At 63.5% G+C, this 17,450-nt stretch carries 13 protein-coding genes; 5 read left to right on the top strand and 8 right to left on the bottom strand.

Annotated elements, in window-relative coordinates; translation table 11 throughout:
- Positions 1–104 precede the first annotated feature (104 nt).
- Positions 105–2,225, top strand: coding sequence for a TonB-dependent siderophore receptor (locus CUJ90_RS01865; RefSeq protein ID WP_167449643.1), 2,121 nt, complete (start codon positions 105–107; stop codon positions 2,223–2,225).
- A 73-nt stretch (positions 2,226–2,298) separates the two neighbouring features.
- On the opposite strand, the gene CUJ90_RS01870 is transcribed toward CUJ90_RS01865, so the two are convergent.
- Positions 2,299–3,384 (bottom strand): AI-2E family transporter, encoded by a 1,086-nt coding sequence (locus CUJ90_RS01870; RefSeq protein WP_073429430.1) that lies wholly within the window; start codon positions 3,382–3,384, stop codon positions 2,299–2,301.
- Between the two features lie 32 nt (positions 3,385–3,416).
- The gene (gene uvrA / locus CUJ90_RS01875) at positions 3,417–6,290 is read right to left on the bottom strand and encodes an excinuclease ABC subunit UvrA (protein ID WP_073429431.1); all 2,874 of its coding nucleotides are present in this window, start codon (positions 6,288–6,290) and stop codon (positions 3,417–3,419) included.
- 355 nt (positions 6,291–6,645) lie between these two features.
- Here uvrA and CUJ90_RS01880 point away from each other — a divergent pair, with 355 nt between their 5' ends.
- Both CUJ90_RS01880 and CUJ90_RS01885 read left to right on the top strand, forming a co-directional pair.
- Complete coding sequence (locus CUJ90_RS01880) at positions 6,646–7,833, top strand: MFS transporter (RefSeq protein ID WP_114161842.1); 1,188 nt, start codon at positions 6,646–6,648, stop codon at positions 7,831–7,833.
- 173 nt (positions 7,834–8,006) lie between these two features.
- Positions 8,007–8,555, top strand: a complete 549-nt coding sequence (locus CUJ90_RS01885; protein ID WP_114161843.1) for a single-stranded DNA-binding protein — start codon at positions 8,007–8,009, stop codon at positions 8,553–8,555.
- A 141-nt stretch (positions 8,556–8,696) separates the two neighbouring features.
- Here CUJ90_RS01885 and CUJ90_RS01890 read toward each other — a convergent pair whose 3' ends face one another.
- From CUJ90_RS01890 to CUJ90_RS01915, 6 genes are all read right to left on the bottom strand, one after another.
- Complete coding sequence (locus tag CUJ90_RS01890; RefSeq protein ID WP_114161844.1) at positions 8,697–9,524, bottom strand: ABC transporter permease; 828 nt, start codon at positions 9,522–9,524, stop codon at positions 8,697–8,699.
- A gap of 37 nt (positions 9,525–9,561) precedes the next feature.
- Positions 9,562–10,815 (bottom strand): ABC transporter permease, encoded by a 1,254-nt coding sequence (locus CUJ90_RS01895; protein ID WP_114161845.1) that lies wholly within the window; start codon positions 10,813–10,815, stop codon positions 9,562–9,564.
- 37 nt (positions 10,816–10,852) lie between these two features.
- Entirely contained in the window at positions 10,853–11,899 is a 1,047-nt protein-coding gene (locus CUJ90_RS01900) for an ABC transporter substrate-binding protein (protein WP_083084686.1), read from the bottom strand.
- 1 nt (position 11,900) lies between these two features.
- Entirely contained in the window at positions 11,901–13,094 is a 1,194-nt protein-coding gene (locus CUJ90_RS01905) for an ABC transporter ATP-binding protein (protein WP_114161846.1), read from the bottom strand.
- Positions 13,095–13,126: 32 nt separating this feature from the next.
- Complete coding sequence (locus tag CUJ90_RS01910; protein WP_114161847.1) at positions 13,127–14,290, bottom strand: SRPBCC family protein; 1,164 nt, start codon at positions 14,288–14,290, stop codon at positions 13,127–13,129.
- A gap of 182 nt (positions 14,291–14,472) precedes the next feature.
- The gene (locus CUJ90_RS01915; protein WP_073429439.1) at positions 14,473–15,399 is read right to left on the bottom strand and encodes a LysR family transcriptional regulator; all 927 of its coding nucleotides are present in this window, start codon (positions 15,397–15,399) and stop codon (positions 14,473–14,475) included.
- Between the two features lie 198 nt (positions 15,400–15,597).
- Between CUJ90_RS01915 and CUJ90_RS01920 the strand changes: the two genes are divergently transcribed.
- Entirely contained in the window at positions 15,598–16,956 is a 1,359-nt protein-coding gene (locus CUJ90_RS01920; RefSeq protein ID WP_114161848.1) for a flavin-containing monooxygenase, read from the top strand.
- 54 nt (positions 16,957–17,010) lie between these two features.
- On the top strand, positions 17,011–17,448 hold the full coding sequence (locus CUJ90_RS01925; RefSeq protein ID WP_073429441.1) for a RidA family protein: 438 nt from the start codon (positions 17,011–17,013) through the stop codon (positions 17,446–17,448).
- Positions 17,449–17,450 lie beyond the last annotated feature (2 nt).

Here is a 17,450-nt window from a genome sequence, read left to right on the forward strand (position 1 = left end):
ATGATTCTCATTTGTTCGGGATATCCAGAAAAACAGGGTCAGCGATGAGCGTAAGAGACGGGGTAAGAAACGGAATAGAACCGCTGCCGCAGAAACGGCTAACGATGCGGCCGCTGCATTGGGCTGCGTGTCTGGCGTTTGCGGCGAGCCACGCTGCCTTCGCGCAGCAGGCGCCGGCATCGGAGACGCCTGAAGCGGGCGAAAAAGCGTTGCCAGCAGTCAAGATCACAGCGGCGCAAGACACCGAGCAGCATCTGAAGGAAGCACTCAGCAGTGGCGCGCTCGGCACGCGTTCACAACTTGACACGCCGTTCTCGACCACCGTCGTCACGAGCGAACAATTGCAGGACCGCCAGCCGTCCAAACTCGGCGACGTGTTCGCCACCGACGCCTCCGTCTCCGACAACGGCAACGCCTACAACGCATGGGCCACGTATCTGACGGTGCGCGGCATGCAACTGGACTGGCAGAGCGGCTTCAAGATCGACGGCATGCCGTTCAACAGCTACGGCATCACGATGCCGTACGAGCAGCTCGAAAAAGTGGAACTGCTCAAGGGGCTGACCGGTTTCATGTACGGCTTCGGCGCGCCGGGCGGCGTCGTGAACTACGTGACGAAGAAGCCGCCGCTGTCCGGCACGCCGGTGCGCAGCATCGACATCGGCTATTACACCGACGGCGTGTGGACCGAGCACGCCGATCTCGGCGGCCGCGTCGGCCCTGACGGCATGTTCGGCTATCGCCTGAACGCGACGCATGAGGAAGGCAAGACCTACAACAACGGCAACGTGCGGCGCGATTCAGTTTCCGTCGCGCTCGACGCGCGCATTACCCGCGACCTGAAGGCGACCTTCGGCGCGCTCTACCAGGAGCGTCATTCGACCGGCATCACGGGCGCGATTTCGACGGCGCTGTATTCCGGCACGGGCCTGCCGCACACGATGAGCGGCGGCACGGGCGACCTCTCCGGTCCCGATCAGCACCTGAACACGAACCTGCAGCTTTACACCGCGGGCGTTCAATACAACCTGAGCCCGGACTGGACGCTCAATGCGAGCTACAGCTACAGCAAAAGCTCGCGCGACCGCAACGAGAGCACGTACTACCTGCTCAATGGCGCGGGCGATTACACGGACAGCCGTTTCGCCGGCAAGGAAGGGCATCAGCTGAGTTTGTGGCAGGTGTCGGCGGAAGGCAGCGTGAAGACCGGACCGTTGCAGCACCAGCTCGTGATCGGCGCTGCGTATCAGCGTCAAACGAACGATTACGGCGCGAACAGTTTCTTCGGCCAGATCGGCACCGGCAACCTCTACCAGCCGAACACCAACACCTTCGGCGGCGCGTCGAACTATTACACCTATCGCGACAGCGACATCACGCAAAAAGCGCTGTTCGCGAGCGATACGATCCAGTTGACCCAGCGCTGGTCGGTGCTCGGCGGCGTGCGTTACACCAACTACGAGCAGCACGGCTACTCGACCACCGGCGCGACCACGTCGACCTACAGCCAGAACGGCGTCGTCACGCCGACCGTCGCGCTGATGTTCAAGCTGGCGCCGACCACGACGCTTTACACGAGCTACGTCGAGTCGCTGGAAGCGGGCACAGTGGTGGGCGACACCTACGCGAACCGGGGCGAATTGCTCAAGCCGTTGCGCAGCAAGCAGTATGAAGTGGGCATCAAGACCGAGCATGCGCGCTGGAGCGCGACGGCCGCGCTGTTCCGCATCGAGCGCGGCGCGGCGTACGCGAACAGCGCGAACGTCTATACGCAGGACGGCGAGTCGATCTTCCAGGGCGTGGAGTTTGGCGGCGACGTGCGTCTGGGTTCGAGCTGGAATGTCGGCGGCGATCTCATGTGGATCAACACGAAGTACGAAAAGGGCGCGGCCAACAACGGCAACCGCGTGGCCGGCGCGCCTCAGTTCGTGGTGGCGGGTCATGCGACGTACTCGGTGCCCTACGTGCCGGGTCTGCGCATCGGCGCCGACGCCAAGTTCACGGGCAATACGAACGTGCGGCCGGCCGGCAATCTGAACGCGCCGGGCTATATGCTGGTCAATCTGGGCGCGAGCTATGCCACGCGCATCGGCGGCTATGACGTGACGTTCCGCGCGGCCATCGACAACCTGCTCAATCGCCGCTACTGGGAGTATCAGTACGCGGATTACGTGACGCCGGGCGATCCGCGCACCTTGTCGCTGAATGCGCGCATCGACTTCTGATGCATGCATAAAAAAACGGCACCGCGGTGCCGTTTTTTTTCGCCTTGCCGTTGTGCGCGCCGCGCGCGGCAGTTCAAACCAGCCGCAGATAAATCAGTTCGCGCTTGATATACGCATAGAAGATCGGCGCCGCGACCACGCCCGGCAGGCCGAACGCGGCTTCCATCACGAGCATCGCGACCAGCAGTTCCCAGGCGCGCGCCTCGATCTGCCCGCCGACGATGCGCGCGTTCAGGAAATATTCGAGCTTGTGAATCAGGATTAAAAACGCGAGCGACATGACCGCAGCCGGGAAGCTCACCGAGAGCGCCACTGCGACGATGATCGTGTTCGAGATCAGATTGCCGATCACCGGCAGCAAGCCGACGATGAACGTCACCATGACCAGCGTCTTGGAGAGCGGCAACTGATCGTGGAACATCGGCAGTACGACCAGCAGGAAGATGCCGGTGAACACCGCATTGATCGCGGAAATCTTCACTTGCGCGAACACGATGCGGCGGAACGCTTCGGAGAAACGTGTCACGCGCGTGACGAAAGCCGTGGAAAGCGGCAGCCGATGCATATGCTTCTGCGCGCCCACCGCGATGATCGCGCCGATGATCATGCCGATCAGAATGTGAGTGAAAGCGCGCGCCGCCGTCTTGCCGCTTTGCTGCAGCATGTTGGCGTGCGTCTGCATCAGTTCGGCGGCCTTGGCTTTCATCTGCTCGGTGTCGACCGGCAGATAACTGGCAATGAATTGCGGAATCCGTCCACGCGCCTGATCGATCAACTGCATCGCCTGATCGAGCAGCTTCTGCACGCTCGGCACGTCGTTCTCGAAATGCTCGATGAGGCCGAGCGTGATGCCGGTGAGCGAACCCACGATCACCACCGAGAGCAGCACCACCGCGAGCCAGCGCGCGCGCTGGCTCGACATATGACGCTCGATGCGCGGCGCGATGGTGTGAACCAGTTGGAACACGAGCATCCCGGCCAGCAGCGCGCCGAGCAGCCTGAGTTGAATGACCGCCCACATGCCGATCAACATCACCACGTAACTGCCGATTTCGACCGCCGACAGCTTTGGCAGGCTCATGTCGCTAGTCAGCCTGACCGGGCGTGGGCGTAGGTCCTGCACTTGCCCGTCGTCGCGCGCCTGATTCCGCTTGGCCATGGCTTTTCCCGTTCCACCCGTGTTGTGCACCGTTACTTTCTGCTGGCGGCGCGTTTCAGCAACGGCGCCAGATACCTGCCGGTAAAACTTGCCTTCGACTTCGCAACCTGCTCCGGCGTGCCCTGGGCGATGATCTGCCCGCCGCCCGCACCGCCTTCCGGACCGAGATCGATCACCCAGTCGGCAGTTTTTATCACATCGAGATTATGCTCGATGATAACGACGGTATTACCCTGATCTCGCAATCGATGAATAACTTCCAGCAGAAGGGCAATGTCGTGGAAGTGCAAACCGGTGGTCGGCTCGTCGAGAATGTATAGCGTGCGACCCGTGTCGCGCTTGCTCAGTTCCAACGATAGCTTGACGCGCTGCGCCTCGCCGCCCGACAAGGTAGTGGCCGACTGACCCAGCCGGATATAGCCCAGGCCGACGTCCAGCAAGGTCTTCAGCTTACGCGCGACGACCGGCACCGGCTTGAAGAACTCGTAGGCGTTCTCCACGGTCATGTCGAGCACTTCGCTGATGTTCTTGCCTTTGTACTGCACGTCGAGCGTTTCGCGGTTGTAGCGCTTGCCGTGGCAGACATCGCAAGGCACATAGACGTCGGGCAGAAAGTGCATTTCCACCTTCAGCACGCCGTCGCCCTGGCAGGATTCGCAGCGGCCACCCTTCACGTTGAACGAGAAACGGCCCGGATCGTAGCCGCGTTCCTTGGCCGCCGGCACGCCCGCGAACAGTTCGCGGATCGGCGTGAAGAGGCCCGTGTAGGTGGCCGGATTCGAGCGCGGCGTGCGGCCGATCGGCGACTGGTCGACGTTGATGACCTTGTCGAAGTGCTCGAGACCCTCGATCGATTCGTACGGCGCGGGCTCCGTGGCCGAGCCGTACAGGTGATGCGCCACCGCGTGATACAGCGTGTCGTTGATCAGCGTCGACTTGCCTGAACCCGATACGCCGGTCACGCAGGTCAGCAGGCCCACCGGCAGATCGAGCGTGACGTGCTTCAGGTTGTTGCCGTGCGCCTCCACGATGCGCAGGCGGCGCTCGTCCGGGTCTTTTCGCTCGTCGGGAAATTCGATGTTGCGCGCGCCGGACATGTACTGACCGGTCATCGAAGCCGCGTTGGCCTGCACTTGCCTGGGCGTGCCTTCGGCGATCACCATGCCGCCGTGCTCGCCCGCGCCGGGGCCCATGTCGACCACGTAGTCGGCCATGCGGATCATGTCCTCGTCGTGCTCCACGACGATCACCGAATTGCCGAGATCGCGCAGATGCTTGAGCGTGGCGATCAACCGGTCGTTGTCGCGCTGATGCAGGCCGATCGACGGCTCGTCCAGCACGTACATCACGCCGGTCAGACCCGAGCCGATTTGCGAGGCGAGGCGAATGCGCTGCGCCTCCCCGCCCGAGAGCGTTTCCGCGCTGCGTTCGAGCGACAGATAGTCGAGCCCGACGTTATTCAAAAACATGAGCCGCGCGACGATTTCCTTCACGACCTTGTCGGCGATCTCGCGTTTCGAGCCTTCGAGCCGCAGCGTCTGGAAATAGCCGAGCGCATCGCGCAACGGCCAGCCGCTGATTTCGAAGATGCCGCGGGCGTCGCCGTCCGCGCCGATCCGCACGAAGCGCGCTTCGCGGCGCAGCCGCGTGCCGGCGCAAGCGGGGCACGGCTGATTGTTCTGGTACTTGGCGAGTTCCTCGCGCACGGCGGCCGAGTCGGTCTCGCGATAACGCCGTTCCAGGTTCGGGATGATCCCTTCGAACACATGCTCGCGAACCGACGTGCGGCCCCGCTCGTTGATGTACGAGAACGGAATCTCCTGCTTGCCCGAACCGTACAGCAGAATCTTGCGAACTTTTTCCGGCAGATCCTCGACGGCGGTGTCGATGTCGAATTCGTAGAACGCCGCGAGGCTTTGCAGCATCTGGAAGTAAAACTGGTTGCGCCGGTCCCAGCCCTTCACCGCGCCCGCCGCGAGCGAGAGCGACGGATGCGCGACCACCCGCTTCGGATCGAAGAAGGTGATCTGGCCGAGCCCGTCGCATTCCGGGCACGCGCCCATCGGATTGTTGAACGAGAAGAGGCGCGGCTCCAGTTCCTGCAGCGAATACGAGCAGATCGGGCAGGCGAACTTGGAGCTGAACAGATGCTCTTTATCCGTATCCATTTCGAGCGCGATCGCGCGGCCGTCGGCAAGACGCAGCGCCGTTTCGAACGATTCGGCGAGGCGCTGCTTCATATCGCCGCGCACTTTCAGACGGTCCACCACCACGTCGATTGTGTGCTTGTCGTTCTTTTTCAGCTTGGGCAGCGAGTCCACCTCATAAATCCTCGCAACGCCTTCATTCGCGGTGCCGCCGCCCGAGCGCACCCGGAAGCGGATAAAGCCCTGCGCCTGCATTTCCTCGAACAGTTCGACGTGCTCGCCTTTGCGGTTCGCCACCACGGGCGCGAGGATCATCAGCTTGGTCTCTTCCGGCAACGCGAGCGCCGCGTCGACCATCTGCGAGACGCTTTGCGCTTGCAGCGGAATCTCGTGGTCCGGGCAGTAAGGCGTGCCGACCCGCGCGAACAGCAGCCGCAAATAGTCATGAATTTCGGTGACGGTGCCGACCGTGGAGCGCGGATTGTGCGACGTCGCCTTCTGTTCGATCGAGATCGCCGGCGAGAGGCCCTCGATCAGATCGACGTCCGGTTTTTCCATCAATTGCAGGAACTGGCGCGCGTAGGCGGAGAGACTTTCGACGTAGCGCCGCTGTCCTTCCGCATAGAGCGTGTCGAACGCGAGCGACGATTTGCCTGAGCCGGAAAGGCCCGTGATAACGACGAGCTTGTGACGTGGAAGGTCGAGATTGACGTTCTTCAAGTTGTGGGTGCGAGCCCCACGAATACGGATTTGTTCCACGGATTTATTCCATGAACTGCGGAAAGAGGAAGAGGCTAAACCTGCTACTATAACGACTTTTCAAGACCGCCGTTACGGCTTCCTGACCGCCCGAACGGGCGCCACGGCAAGCTGTAAGGCAGCGGTCCAGCGTCGCGGGAACAGGTTTAACTGGGGCCGTTTTCCGCGAGTACAAGCTAGCCGCGAGGCAACAGCGGGGCGGCGCGAGCGGGGAGTGCGCGAAGCCGCCGGCTCGAATGCCGCGCCGCATACTGTCTGTGTCCCGCAGTCCCGTGGTAAGCCGGCTGGTCGTGGCCGCCCCGTCTGGGCCGGCCGCCCGCGGTGCGCCGCCCAGCTCATTCGAAGAACGCTCCCGATGTCCAATCCGTCCGCCACACCCTCACGCATGAGCGCGCCCGAACTGCGCGCGACCGTGTCGCTCGCCGCCATCTTCGCGCTGCGCATGCTCGGTCTCTTCATGATCATGCCGGTGTTCTCGATCTATGCGAAAACCATCCCCGGCGGCGACAACGTGCTGCTGGTGGGCATCGCGCTCGGCGCATACGGCGTGACGCAGTCGATGCTGTACATCTTCTACGGCTGGGTCTCCGACAAGGTCGGACGCAAGCCCGTGATCGCCACCGGCCTGCTGATTTTCGCGCTCGGCAGCTTCGTCGCGGCGGGCGCGCACGACATGACGTGGATCATCGTCGGCCGGGTGATCCAGGGCATGGGCGCGGTGTCGTCCGCGGTGATCGCGTTTATCGCCGATCTCACCGCCGAGGAGCATCGCACCAAGGCGATGGCGATGGTGGGCGGCAGTATCGGCGTCTCCTTCGCGGTGGCGATCGTCGGCGCGCCGATCGTGTTCCACTGGGTCGGCATGAGCGGATTGTTCACGCTGGTCGGCATTTTCTCGATTCTCGCGGTGGGCGTGGTGCTGTGGGTCGTGCCCGACGCGCCCAAGCCGGTGCACGTGCGCGCGCCGTTCGCCGAAGTGCTGCATAACGTCGAGCTGCTGCGCCTGAATTTCGGCGTGCTCGTGCTGCACGCGACGCAAACCGCGCTGTTCCTCGTCGTGCCGCGCATTCTCGAAGCGGGCGGCTTGCCGGTCGCCTCGCACTGGAAAATTTATTTGCCGGTGATGGGCCTCTCGTTCGTGATGATGGTGCCGGCGATCATCGCCGCTGAAAAACGCGGGCAAATGAAAACCGTGCTGTTGTCGGCGATCGGTCTTATCCTGATCGGACAGTTGTTATTGGGCGTCGCTCCGCATACGATTCTGAGTGTGGCGGCGATCCTTTTTGTGTACTTTCTGGGCTTCAATATTCTGGAGGCCTCGCAGCCGTCGCTGGTGTCGAAACTGGCGCCGGGCACCCGCAAGGGCGCGGCTGCCGGCGTGTACAACACCACGCAGTCGATCGGTCTTGCGCTGGGCGGGATGATCGGCGGCTGGCTGCTGAAGGTGGACGGTCAGAGCGCCGTTTTCTTCGCGTGCTCTGGCCTCGTGTTTTGCTGGCTTATAATCGCCGCAAAGATGAAACAGCCGCCGCGCAAGGCGTAATACGGCGACCCCGAAGGACGCACCCCGTAGACCGCACTCGGGATTCGCCCCAAAAACACCAGAACTCACCCGGCGGCGGGATGCGGCGCACTTCCGGTCTCGGGCCCGCCGGCCCATGAGACGCGAACCGTGCACCGCCGCGCCGCCCGAAATGGAATCAACAGGAGAAACTCATGGCATCCGTGAACAAGGTCATTCTCGTCGGCAATCTCGGAGCCGATCCGGAAGTCCGTTATCTTCCGAGCGGCGACGCAGTGGCGAACATCCGCCTTGCAACGACGGATCGGTACAAGGACAAGGCGTCCGGCGAATTCAAGGAAGCCACCGAATGGCACCGTGTGTCGTTCTTCGGCCGGCTCGCTGAAATCGTGTCGGAATATCTGAAGAAAGGCTCGTCGGTGTACCTGGAAGGGCGCATTCGCACCCGTAAATGGCAGGCGCAAGACGGCACCGACCGTTACTCGACCGAAATCGTCGCCGAGCAGATGCAAATGCTGGGCGGCCGCGGCGGCTCGATGGGCGGCGGTGGCGACGAGGGCGGTTATAGCCGCGGTGAGCCGTCGGAGCGCAGCGGCGGTGGCGGTGGTGGCCGTGCGATGTCGGGCGGCGGTTCGCGTGGCGGCAGCGGCAGCGCGGGTGGCGGCGCCAGCGGCGGTTCTAGCCGTCCGAGCGCCCCGGCCGGCGGCGGCTTCGATGAAATGGACGACGACATTCCGTTCTAAACCCGACTAAAACAGTTTTGCAGGTACAAGCCCGTCCTCTTTGTCGAGACGGGCTTTTTGTTTGCCCGCCTATTCATGGCCCGCTGTTGAGCCGGCGAATCCCTGCTTCAGCGCGACCACGAAGCGACGCGCCCCGGTGCGTCAGATAACAGCGTTGCTGGCCGCAGCCGCCCGTCCGCGCAGCCAGTTGATGCTCGCGAACAGCAGCACCGCAAACACGATCAACATCGTGGCCACGGCGAGGATCGACGGGTCGATCGAATCGCGAATACCGCTCCACATCTGCCGCGGCACGGTGGTTTGATCCGGCCCGCCGATGAACAGAATGACGATCACTTCGTCGAACGAGGTCGCGAAAGCGAACACGCTGCCGGTCGCCACCGCCGGCGTGATGAGCGGCAACGTCACGCGCCTGAATGCGACCCAAGGCGGCGCGCCGAGTCCGGAAGCGGCCCGCAACAGACTGTGATCGAAGGAAAGCAATGACGCCGTCACGGTGATCACGACGAACGGCGTGCCGAGCGCCGCGTGCGCCAGCACGACGCCGGGATACGAGTTCACGAGGCCGAGCGGCGCGAAGATCAGATAGAAGCCCGCGGCAACGACGACGATCGGCACGATCATCGGCGAGATGATGAGCGGCATGATCAGACCGCGCAGCGGAAACTGCGCGCGCGAGAGGCCCAGCGCGGCGAGCGTGCCGAGACAGGTGGCGATCAGCGTCGAAGCCGCGCCGATGCCGATGCTATTCAGCAGCGCGCGTTGCCAGTCCGCGCTCGTGAGCGCCTGCTCGTACCAGCGCAGCGAAAAGCCCTGCATCGGGTACGAGAAGTACGAGCCAGCATTGAACGAGAGCGGGATGATCGCGAGAATCGGCGCAATCAGAAAGAACAGCACGAGCGCGCTATGCAGCCGCACCCCGCGGGCGGCGATGCGCTCCGTCAGCACCTTGTTGCGTTGATCCTGCATGTCCCGTTCCTTCGTCGTGTGCGTGTTTCGACCCGGTTCAACCGAAGCGCAAGCGGTCGATGCCGACAATGCGGTTGAACAGGAAATAAAAGATCGCCGTGAAAATCACGAGATAGGCCGACAGCGCGCCGGCGAGGCCCCAGTTGAGCTGCGTGTTGGTTTGCATCGCGATGAGCTGGCTGATCATCTCGTCGCCGGCGCCGCCGAGCAGCGCAGGCGTGATGTAGTAGCCGAGCGCGAGCACGAATACCAGGAAGCAGCCGGCGCCGACGCCCGGCAGCGTCTGCGGCACGTAGATCCGCACGAACGCGGTGAACGGATGCGCGCCGAGCGATTGCGCGGCGCGCATGTAAACGGGCGACACGCTCTTCATCACCGAATAGATCGCGAGAATCATGTAAGGCAGGAGCACGTGCGTCATGCCGATCAGCACGCCCGCGCGGTTGAAGATCAGCGGCAGCGGATGCGTGGCGAGACCGAGACCCATCAGCAGGCTATTGATGACGCCGCCCGGTTGCAGCAGCACGTACCACGCGGTCGTGCGCACGAGCAGCGAGGTCCAGAACGGCACGATCACGAGAAGCATCAGCCGGTTGCCGCTTTTCGCGGGCAAGTTCGCGAGCAGCCAGGCGACGGGATAACCGAGTACGAGGCACAGCAGCGTGACGGCGGCGCTGATCGAGATCGTGCGCGCGAACGCCTGCCGATAGACGGAAGCGTTGTCCGGGACGAACCCGACCGCGCCTTGCGGCGCGACTTGCGCATCGACCGCGGCGAGCAGATAGTCCGGCGTCGGCGACGCGGCGGCGCGCTTGAGCAACCGCCAGGTCTCCGGCGAGTTCCAGCGGTCGTCGAGTCCGACGAGCGTCGTTTTCCACGCGGGCGGGGCATCGGCGGGCAGTTGGCGCGCGGTGCGCATCAACAGGCTGCGAAACTCGGGCTGTGCGAAGTTCAGCCGCCGCGCCACCGTGCCGAGCTGCCCGCTCTGCTGCGCCTCCTTGAGCCCCGCCGCGAGCAGGGCGAACGTGTGTTCGTCCGGCACGCCGCCACCGTCCCACGCATCGAGCGCGCGCGCAAGCGCGGGCATGCTGTCGGGCACTTCGCGGTTCTGCACGCTGCGCGCGAGCAACAGCATGATCGGCGCAATGAAGGTCGACAGCAGAAACACGAGCAACGGCAGCGCAAGCAACAGCGCTTGCATCGATGCGCGGCGGCGCGTCTTCTGAAACGACGCGCGGCCGTCGGCTCTCGTCGGTGAGCCCGGCACCGGGCCTTGGGCGGAAGCGGGCATGCTGGTAGTCAAGTTGGGCTCTCGTCGGACGATGGTGTTACTGCGTCAGCCACACCTGGAACCGCTTGTTGATCTGGTCCGCGTTGTCGGCCCAGAAGTTCGCGTTGATCTGCAGCGCGCGCTTGAAGTTCTCGGGTGCGGTCGGCAGATCGGCGAGGCGCTGCTTGTCGACCAGCGCGATCGCGTCCTTGCGCGGCGGCGCGTAGGCGATGTACTTCGACAACTCCGCATAGGCCTTCGGCTGCGAAGCGGTGACGATGAACTTCGCGGCAGCGTCGGCGTGTTTCGCGCCCGTCGGCACACCCCACCAGTCGAAGTCGTAGACTTGCGCGTCCCAGACGGCCTTGAACGGCTTGTTGTCCTTCTTCGCGGCATCGGAAATGCGGCCGTTGTAGGCCTGCGTCATCACGACCGCGCCGTCCGCCAGCAACTGCGGCGCCTGCGCACCCGACTCCCACCACACGATGCTCTTCTTGATCGTATCGAGCTTCCTGAACGCGCGATCCACGCCGGCGGGCGTGCCGAGCACCTTGTAGACATCCTTCGGGTCGACGCCGTCCGCAATCAACGCCCATTCCATCGATACCTTCGGCGACTTGCGCAAGCCGCGCTTGCCCGGGAATTTCTGCAGGTCGAAGAAGTCGTTGACGGTGGTCGGGGCGGTCTTGAGTTTGCTCGCGTCGTACGCGTAGACGGTGGACCAGACCATGCTCGCGACCGCGCAATCGCTGATCGAGCCGGGGATGAAGTCGCTCGTCTTGCCGATCGTCTTCCTGTCGAATTTTTGCAGGAGCCCCTCGTCGCAAGCGGTGATCGCATCGTTGGTTTCGAGGTCGATCAGGTCCCACGTGGTGTTCTTCGCCTGCTCCATCGCGGAGAGCTTCGCGAGGCCGCCGTCATACGATTCGGTGGAGAAGCCGATTCCCGTGGCCTGCGTGAACGGCTCGAAATACGCTTTCTTGGCCGCCGCTTCGTATGCGCCGCCGAAGGTCACGACGGAGAGCGTCTCCGCCGCCTGGGCGGCCACGGTGGCGAATGCGAGTACGGCGAGTGCGGCGCATTGTGCTTGGATGAGGGTGCGCATGTCAGTTGGCTCCTGCTGGTGCGGTCGTGATGATGGAAGGTGAAGGCGGTGCGGATACGGGCATCGCGGGCGCGCTTCGCGGCGCGGTCATCGCGAGAATCTTGCAGTCGTCGTGGCGCCACGCGATCTCGATCGTGCCGCCGGGCGAAGGCAGCGCGTGGCGCTGCGTATTCGGCACTTTCACGACGATCGAATCGCGCGAGCCGAGCTTCAGGTGCACGCGATGATGATCGCCGCAATACACCCGTTCCTCGACGCGCGCGCGCACCACGTTGTTGTGTTCGTCGGCGCGCGTGCTTGCCTGCGTGCCTTCCGCGCTCGGGATATGCGCGCGTTCGGGGCGCAACGCGAGCATCGCGTCGTCGCCTGGCCGCAGGCCGTGTTCGCAACGGCCGCGAATCACGCTGCCGTCCGAGAGCGCCAGCGTCGCCCAGCCTTCGCCCGCGGTGACGACGCGCCCGGTCAACCCGTTGTTCTCGCCGACGAAATTGGCGACGAACGCGTTCTGCGCGTTCTCGTACAGTTCGCTCGGTGTGGCGGCCTGCTGGATACGGCCGTCGGAGAACACGGCGACGCGGTCCGACATCGTCAGCGCTTCGGCCTGGTCGTGCGTCACATAGACGATCGTGAGCGACAGCTCGCGATGCAGGCGCATGATTTCGTATTGCATCGTTTCGCGCAGGCGCTTGTCGAGCGCGCCGAGCGGCTCATCCATCAGCACGACGCTCGGCTCGAACACGAGCGCGCGTGCGAGCGCCACGCGCTGCTGCTGTCCGCCGGATAACTGCGCGGGACGCCGGTTCGCCAGATGCGGCAGCTCGATCATCTCGAGCGCGCGCTTCACACGAGCCTTCTGTTCGGCGCGGCTCACGTGCCGCACGGAGAGCGGAAACGCAACGTTCTCCGCGATCGTCAGATGCGGAAACAGCGCGTAGTTCTGAAACACCATGCCGATGTCGCGTTGATGCGGCGGCTTGTCGTCGAGCCGCCGGCCGTCGAGACGAATCTCGCCGTGAGTGGGCGTTTCGAAACCCGCGAGCATCATCAGCGTGGTCGTCTTGCCCGAGCCCGAGGGGCCGAGCAGCGACAGGAATTCTCCCTTGCTCACGTCGAGATTCAGATCATCGACGACGTACTGGGCGCCGTCATACGATTTGCTCACGCGCGAGAGCGAAATGAAGGCAGGGTTCGACATGTGATCGCGTTCCTCTCGATGGTGCGTCGTAATCAGGGCGTGCCGGGCTTCGTCGCGGCGATCTTGCCGGCGACGTAGCGCGCGAAGTCATGGTTGGGGCGTTCGAGATGGCTCAGATGGCCGGGCTTTGCGAGCGGCGCGTGCACGCCGCGGAACACCGCTTCCACGCCGCGCCGGTCTTCCGCATTCACCTCGTCGAGCAGTTTCTTCAACGTGGCCATGTGCGCGCCGGCCTCGGGATCCGCGATGAACTCCGGCGCAAGCCCGCCGCCGAAACGGATATGCACGCGCCCCACGCCTTGAGGTTGCAGCACGAGATACCAGAAGTAGCCCGGCGTGAGCGTGACGAGATGCGTCGGGTAGATGGCGAGCAGCGCGGTAGTCTTGCGCCAGTGTCCCGTGAGACGCGTGTTGTCCGGATGCGCGTTGCCGATGGGCAAGGACGCTTCCTTCGTGATCCAGTGATAGTTGAACGCGGGATAGCCCGGCGGGCATTCCATTTCATCGAGCCGCGAATGCGGTCCTACCGTCGCGCGATGCAGCATCGGCAGGTGATAGCTTTCCATGAAGTTTTCCGCGAGGATCTTCCAGTTCGTGTCCCACACGTGCTCTTCATGGAAGGTCTCGATGTAGTCCGACATGCCGTATGCGCCGATGAGTTCGCTCAAACCGGCAAGCTGCGTATGCACGGGCGGCGCGTTTTCGTCGAGCGTGACGTAGAGCCAGCCTTGCCATTCCTCACAACGCACGGCGGGCAGCCTGTAGCTTTCCTTGCAGAAGCCCGCTTGCCGATCCATGAGCGGCGCGCCTTGCAGCGCGCCGTCCAGCGAATAGTTCCACGCGTGATAGGGGCAGACGATGCGGCGTACATTGCCGCGTCCTTCGAGCAGCACCGACATGCGATGCAGGCACACGTTCGACATCGCCTTGAGCTGCATCTGTTCGTCGCGCAAGACGACGACCGGTTGCGCTCCGATGCGCGCGGTCATGTAATCGCCCGGCGCCTTGAGCGCGCTGGCGCGGCCGACGCATTGCCATTCCCGCTGGAAGATCGCGTGCTCTTCCAGCCAGAGAAATTCGGGCGACGTGTACACGCCGGGCGGCATCGCATGCGCGTCGCTGAAGGGCCGTTCGCAACCCGTGCGCAGGTCGTCGACAAGCGCTTGCACTGCGATCGTCCTTGCCGGGCTGGTCATGATGTCCCCCTCGAGTCGTCACGTTAAGAGCGCGTCGTCGCGAGGCTTTGCGTGGCGGCGCTCAACATGGACATCAATCTATCAAGCCAATTTGCAAGGCAAAATATTGTTTTCAGATACAAAGCAGAGCTTTTGCCTATGCAGCGCGCGAACGCGCGAAGCGGCCGATTGAGCGCTGCGCGTCATGCGTCGATATGCAGTCGCCGAATATAGTGCTCGCAGAACGAAGCGAAGCGCTGCACGACCTGGCGGGGCTTCATCGTGCGTGATTGCGCGATGCCGAGCATCGTTGCGTTGACGTTGTCCTTGAAGCGCTTGATCGCGAACTCTTCGCCGTCCACGGTGCGATTCGACTTGAGCGGAAAGTTGAGCAGGCTATAGCCGAGACCGTTGGCCACCATGCCGCGCACGACCTCCGGCTGCGATGAACGGAACGCGGGCACCGGGCGGCTGCCCACCGCGTCGAAGAGCGCCGCGAAATACTCGCGGCTGTGCGGCAGATCGAGCATCACATAGGGCTCGTGCAAGAGGTCTGCGAGCGACACCTTGCGCGCGCGCGCGAGGCGATGCGTCTTCGGCAGGATCACGTAAGGCGGCAGCGAGAGCAGCGGCGTGAAGGCGATGTCTTCCGTCAGGTCGAGACTGTAGGTGAGGGCGAGATCGAGCGAGCCGTCGTGCAGGCCTCGCAAGAGGCCATCCTGATGCGCCTCGACGGTGCGAAACGAAATGCCCGCGTGCTCGCCCGTGAAACGGCTGATCAGCCCCGGCATGAGCGGCGGCGCAAGCGAGACGAGACAGCCGAGCGCGATGGCGCCCGTCATGCCGCCGTCCATTTCCTTGGCGGTGGTCTGCAATTCCTCCGCGATCTTCAGGAGATTGCGCGCTTGCCCGAGCAGATCGCGTCCCGCTTGCGTGAGCGACAGACCGCTCGCGTGATGCCGGATGAAGAGTTGCACGCCGAACGACACTTCCAGATCCGCGAGCGCCGTCGAGATGGACGGTTGCGAGATGTGCAGACGCTTCGCGGCGGCGGTGAACGACAACGCTTCGGCGGTGACCACGAAATAGCGCAACTGGCGCAACGAGTAGCGCAACGGGTGGCTTTCCATCGACGACGCTCCCTCTTCAAGGTCTTCAATGCGCCGCATTGTGAAGCGGTCAAAAAGCGCTGCATAGGTAAACCCAATGCTATGCATTTTTTAAATGTGTTTTTCGGATTCGGAACGGGCGGGTAGATTTTCACGCAGACGAATGGCCCAGGCGGCACACGCCATCGCAAACCACCGCCTCTTCAGAAGGACACAGTCATGACAGTGGAAAGAACGTCAATCGATACGCTGGTGGTCGGCGCCGGTCAGGCCGGCGTCGCCATGAGTGAACATCTAAGCAAGCTCGGCGTGCCGCATCTCGTGCTGGAGCGCGCCCGTATCGCCGAGCGCTGGCGCACGGCACGCTGGGATTCGCTGGTGGCCAACGGTCCCGCGTGGCACGATCGTTTCCCCAATCTCGAGTTCGCGGATGTCGACCCGGACGCCTTCGCTTCAAAAGAGCAGGTGGCGGATTATTTCGTCGCGTATGCAAGGAAGTTCGAGGCGCCGATCCGCACCGGCGTGGAAGTTCGGCAGGTTGTGCGCAATGCGGCGCGGCCGGGCTTCACCATCGAAACGTCCGAGGGCGTGGTGGAGGCCAATCGCGTGGTCGTCGCGACCGGGCCTTTCCAGCGCCCCGTGATTCCGCCGATCGCGCCGCGAGATTCGACTCTCACGCAAATTCATTCCGCCGACTATCGCAATCCGGGGCAATTGCCCGAAGGGGGCGTGCTCGTGGTCGGCGCGGGATCGTCCGGCGTGCAGATCGCGGACGAGCTGCAACGTGCGGGCAAGCGCGTCTATCTGTCGGTCGGTGCGCATGATCGTCCGCCGCGCGCCTATCGCGGCCGCGACTTCTGCTGGTGGCTGGGCGTGCTCGGCGAATGGGACGCGGAGGTCATGAAGCCCGGCAGGGAGCACGTCACGATTGCCGTGAGCGGCTCGCGCGGCGGTCATACGGTGGACTTCCGGCGTCTCGCGCAGCAGGGCGTGACGCTCGTCGGTCTCACGAAGTCTTTCGATAAGGGCGTGGCAACCTTCGAAGCCGATCTCGCGGCGAACCTCGCGCGCGGTGACGAAAACTATCTGTCGCTGCTGGACGCGGCCGACGCGTATGCCGAGCGCAACGGCCTCGATCTTCCGCCAGAGCCCGAAGCGCGTGTCATTCCCGCCGACCCCGAGTGCGTCACGCATCCGTTGCGCGATCTCGATCTGGCGACAGCCGGCGTGACGTCGATTGTCTGGGCGACCGGCTACGCGGTCGATTTCAACTGGCTGAAGGTCGACGCCTTCGATGAAAAGGGTAAGCCGGTGCATCAGCGCGGTGTGTCGAAGGAGCCGGGCATCTATTTTCTCGGCTTGCCGTGGCTGTCGCGTCGCGGTTCGGCATTCATCTGGGGCGTGTGGCACGACGCGAAGCACATCGCCGATCACATCGTCACGCAGCGCAAATATCTGGCGTATTACGACGAATCGCAGCGCCATGCGCGAGGCCGCAACGAGGAAAGCGCGGAAAGCGCCGAGGGTGCGTCCGCCGGTTCACGCGTCCACAAAGTTAGCGAAATGGGCGTGAATTGAACGCCACGCCGCTTTGATCCGCGATCTATTTCTTCCCCGCATTGAGGTGCATCGATGAGCCAACCCACGCATACCCGTATCCGCATGTTCAACACGAAGGATACGTATCCGAACCAGACGCTCGACAACGATCTTTGTCAGGCCGTGCGCGCCGGCAACACGGTCTATGTACGCGGCCAGGTGGGGACGGATTTCGAAGGCCGCCTGGTCGGCCTCGGTGATCCGCGCGCCCAGGCCGAGCAGGCGATGAAAAACCTCAAGCAGTTGCTGGAGGAGGCCGGCAGCGATTTGTCTCACGTCGTCAAGACGACGACCTACCTCACCGATATCCGTTATCGCGAGCCGGTCTATCAGGAAGTCGGAAAGTGGTTGAAAGGCGTATTTCCGATTTCCACCGGCCTGGTGGTGGTCGCGTTGGGTCAGCCGCAATGGCTGATGGAGATCGACGTCATCGCCGTGATTCCCGATGGCTGGACGCGGCCGACAGCCTGAGG

Source organism: Paraburkholderia terricola, assembly GCF_003330825.1.
Taxonomy (GTDB): Bacteria; Pseudomonadota; Gammaproteobacteria; order Burkholderiales; family Burkholderiaceae; genus Paraburkholderia; species Paraburkholderia terricola.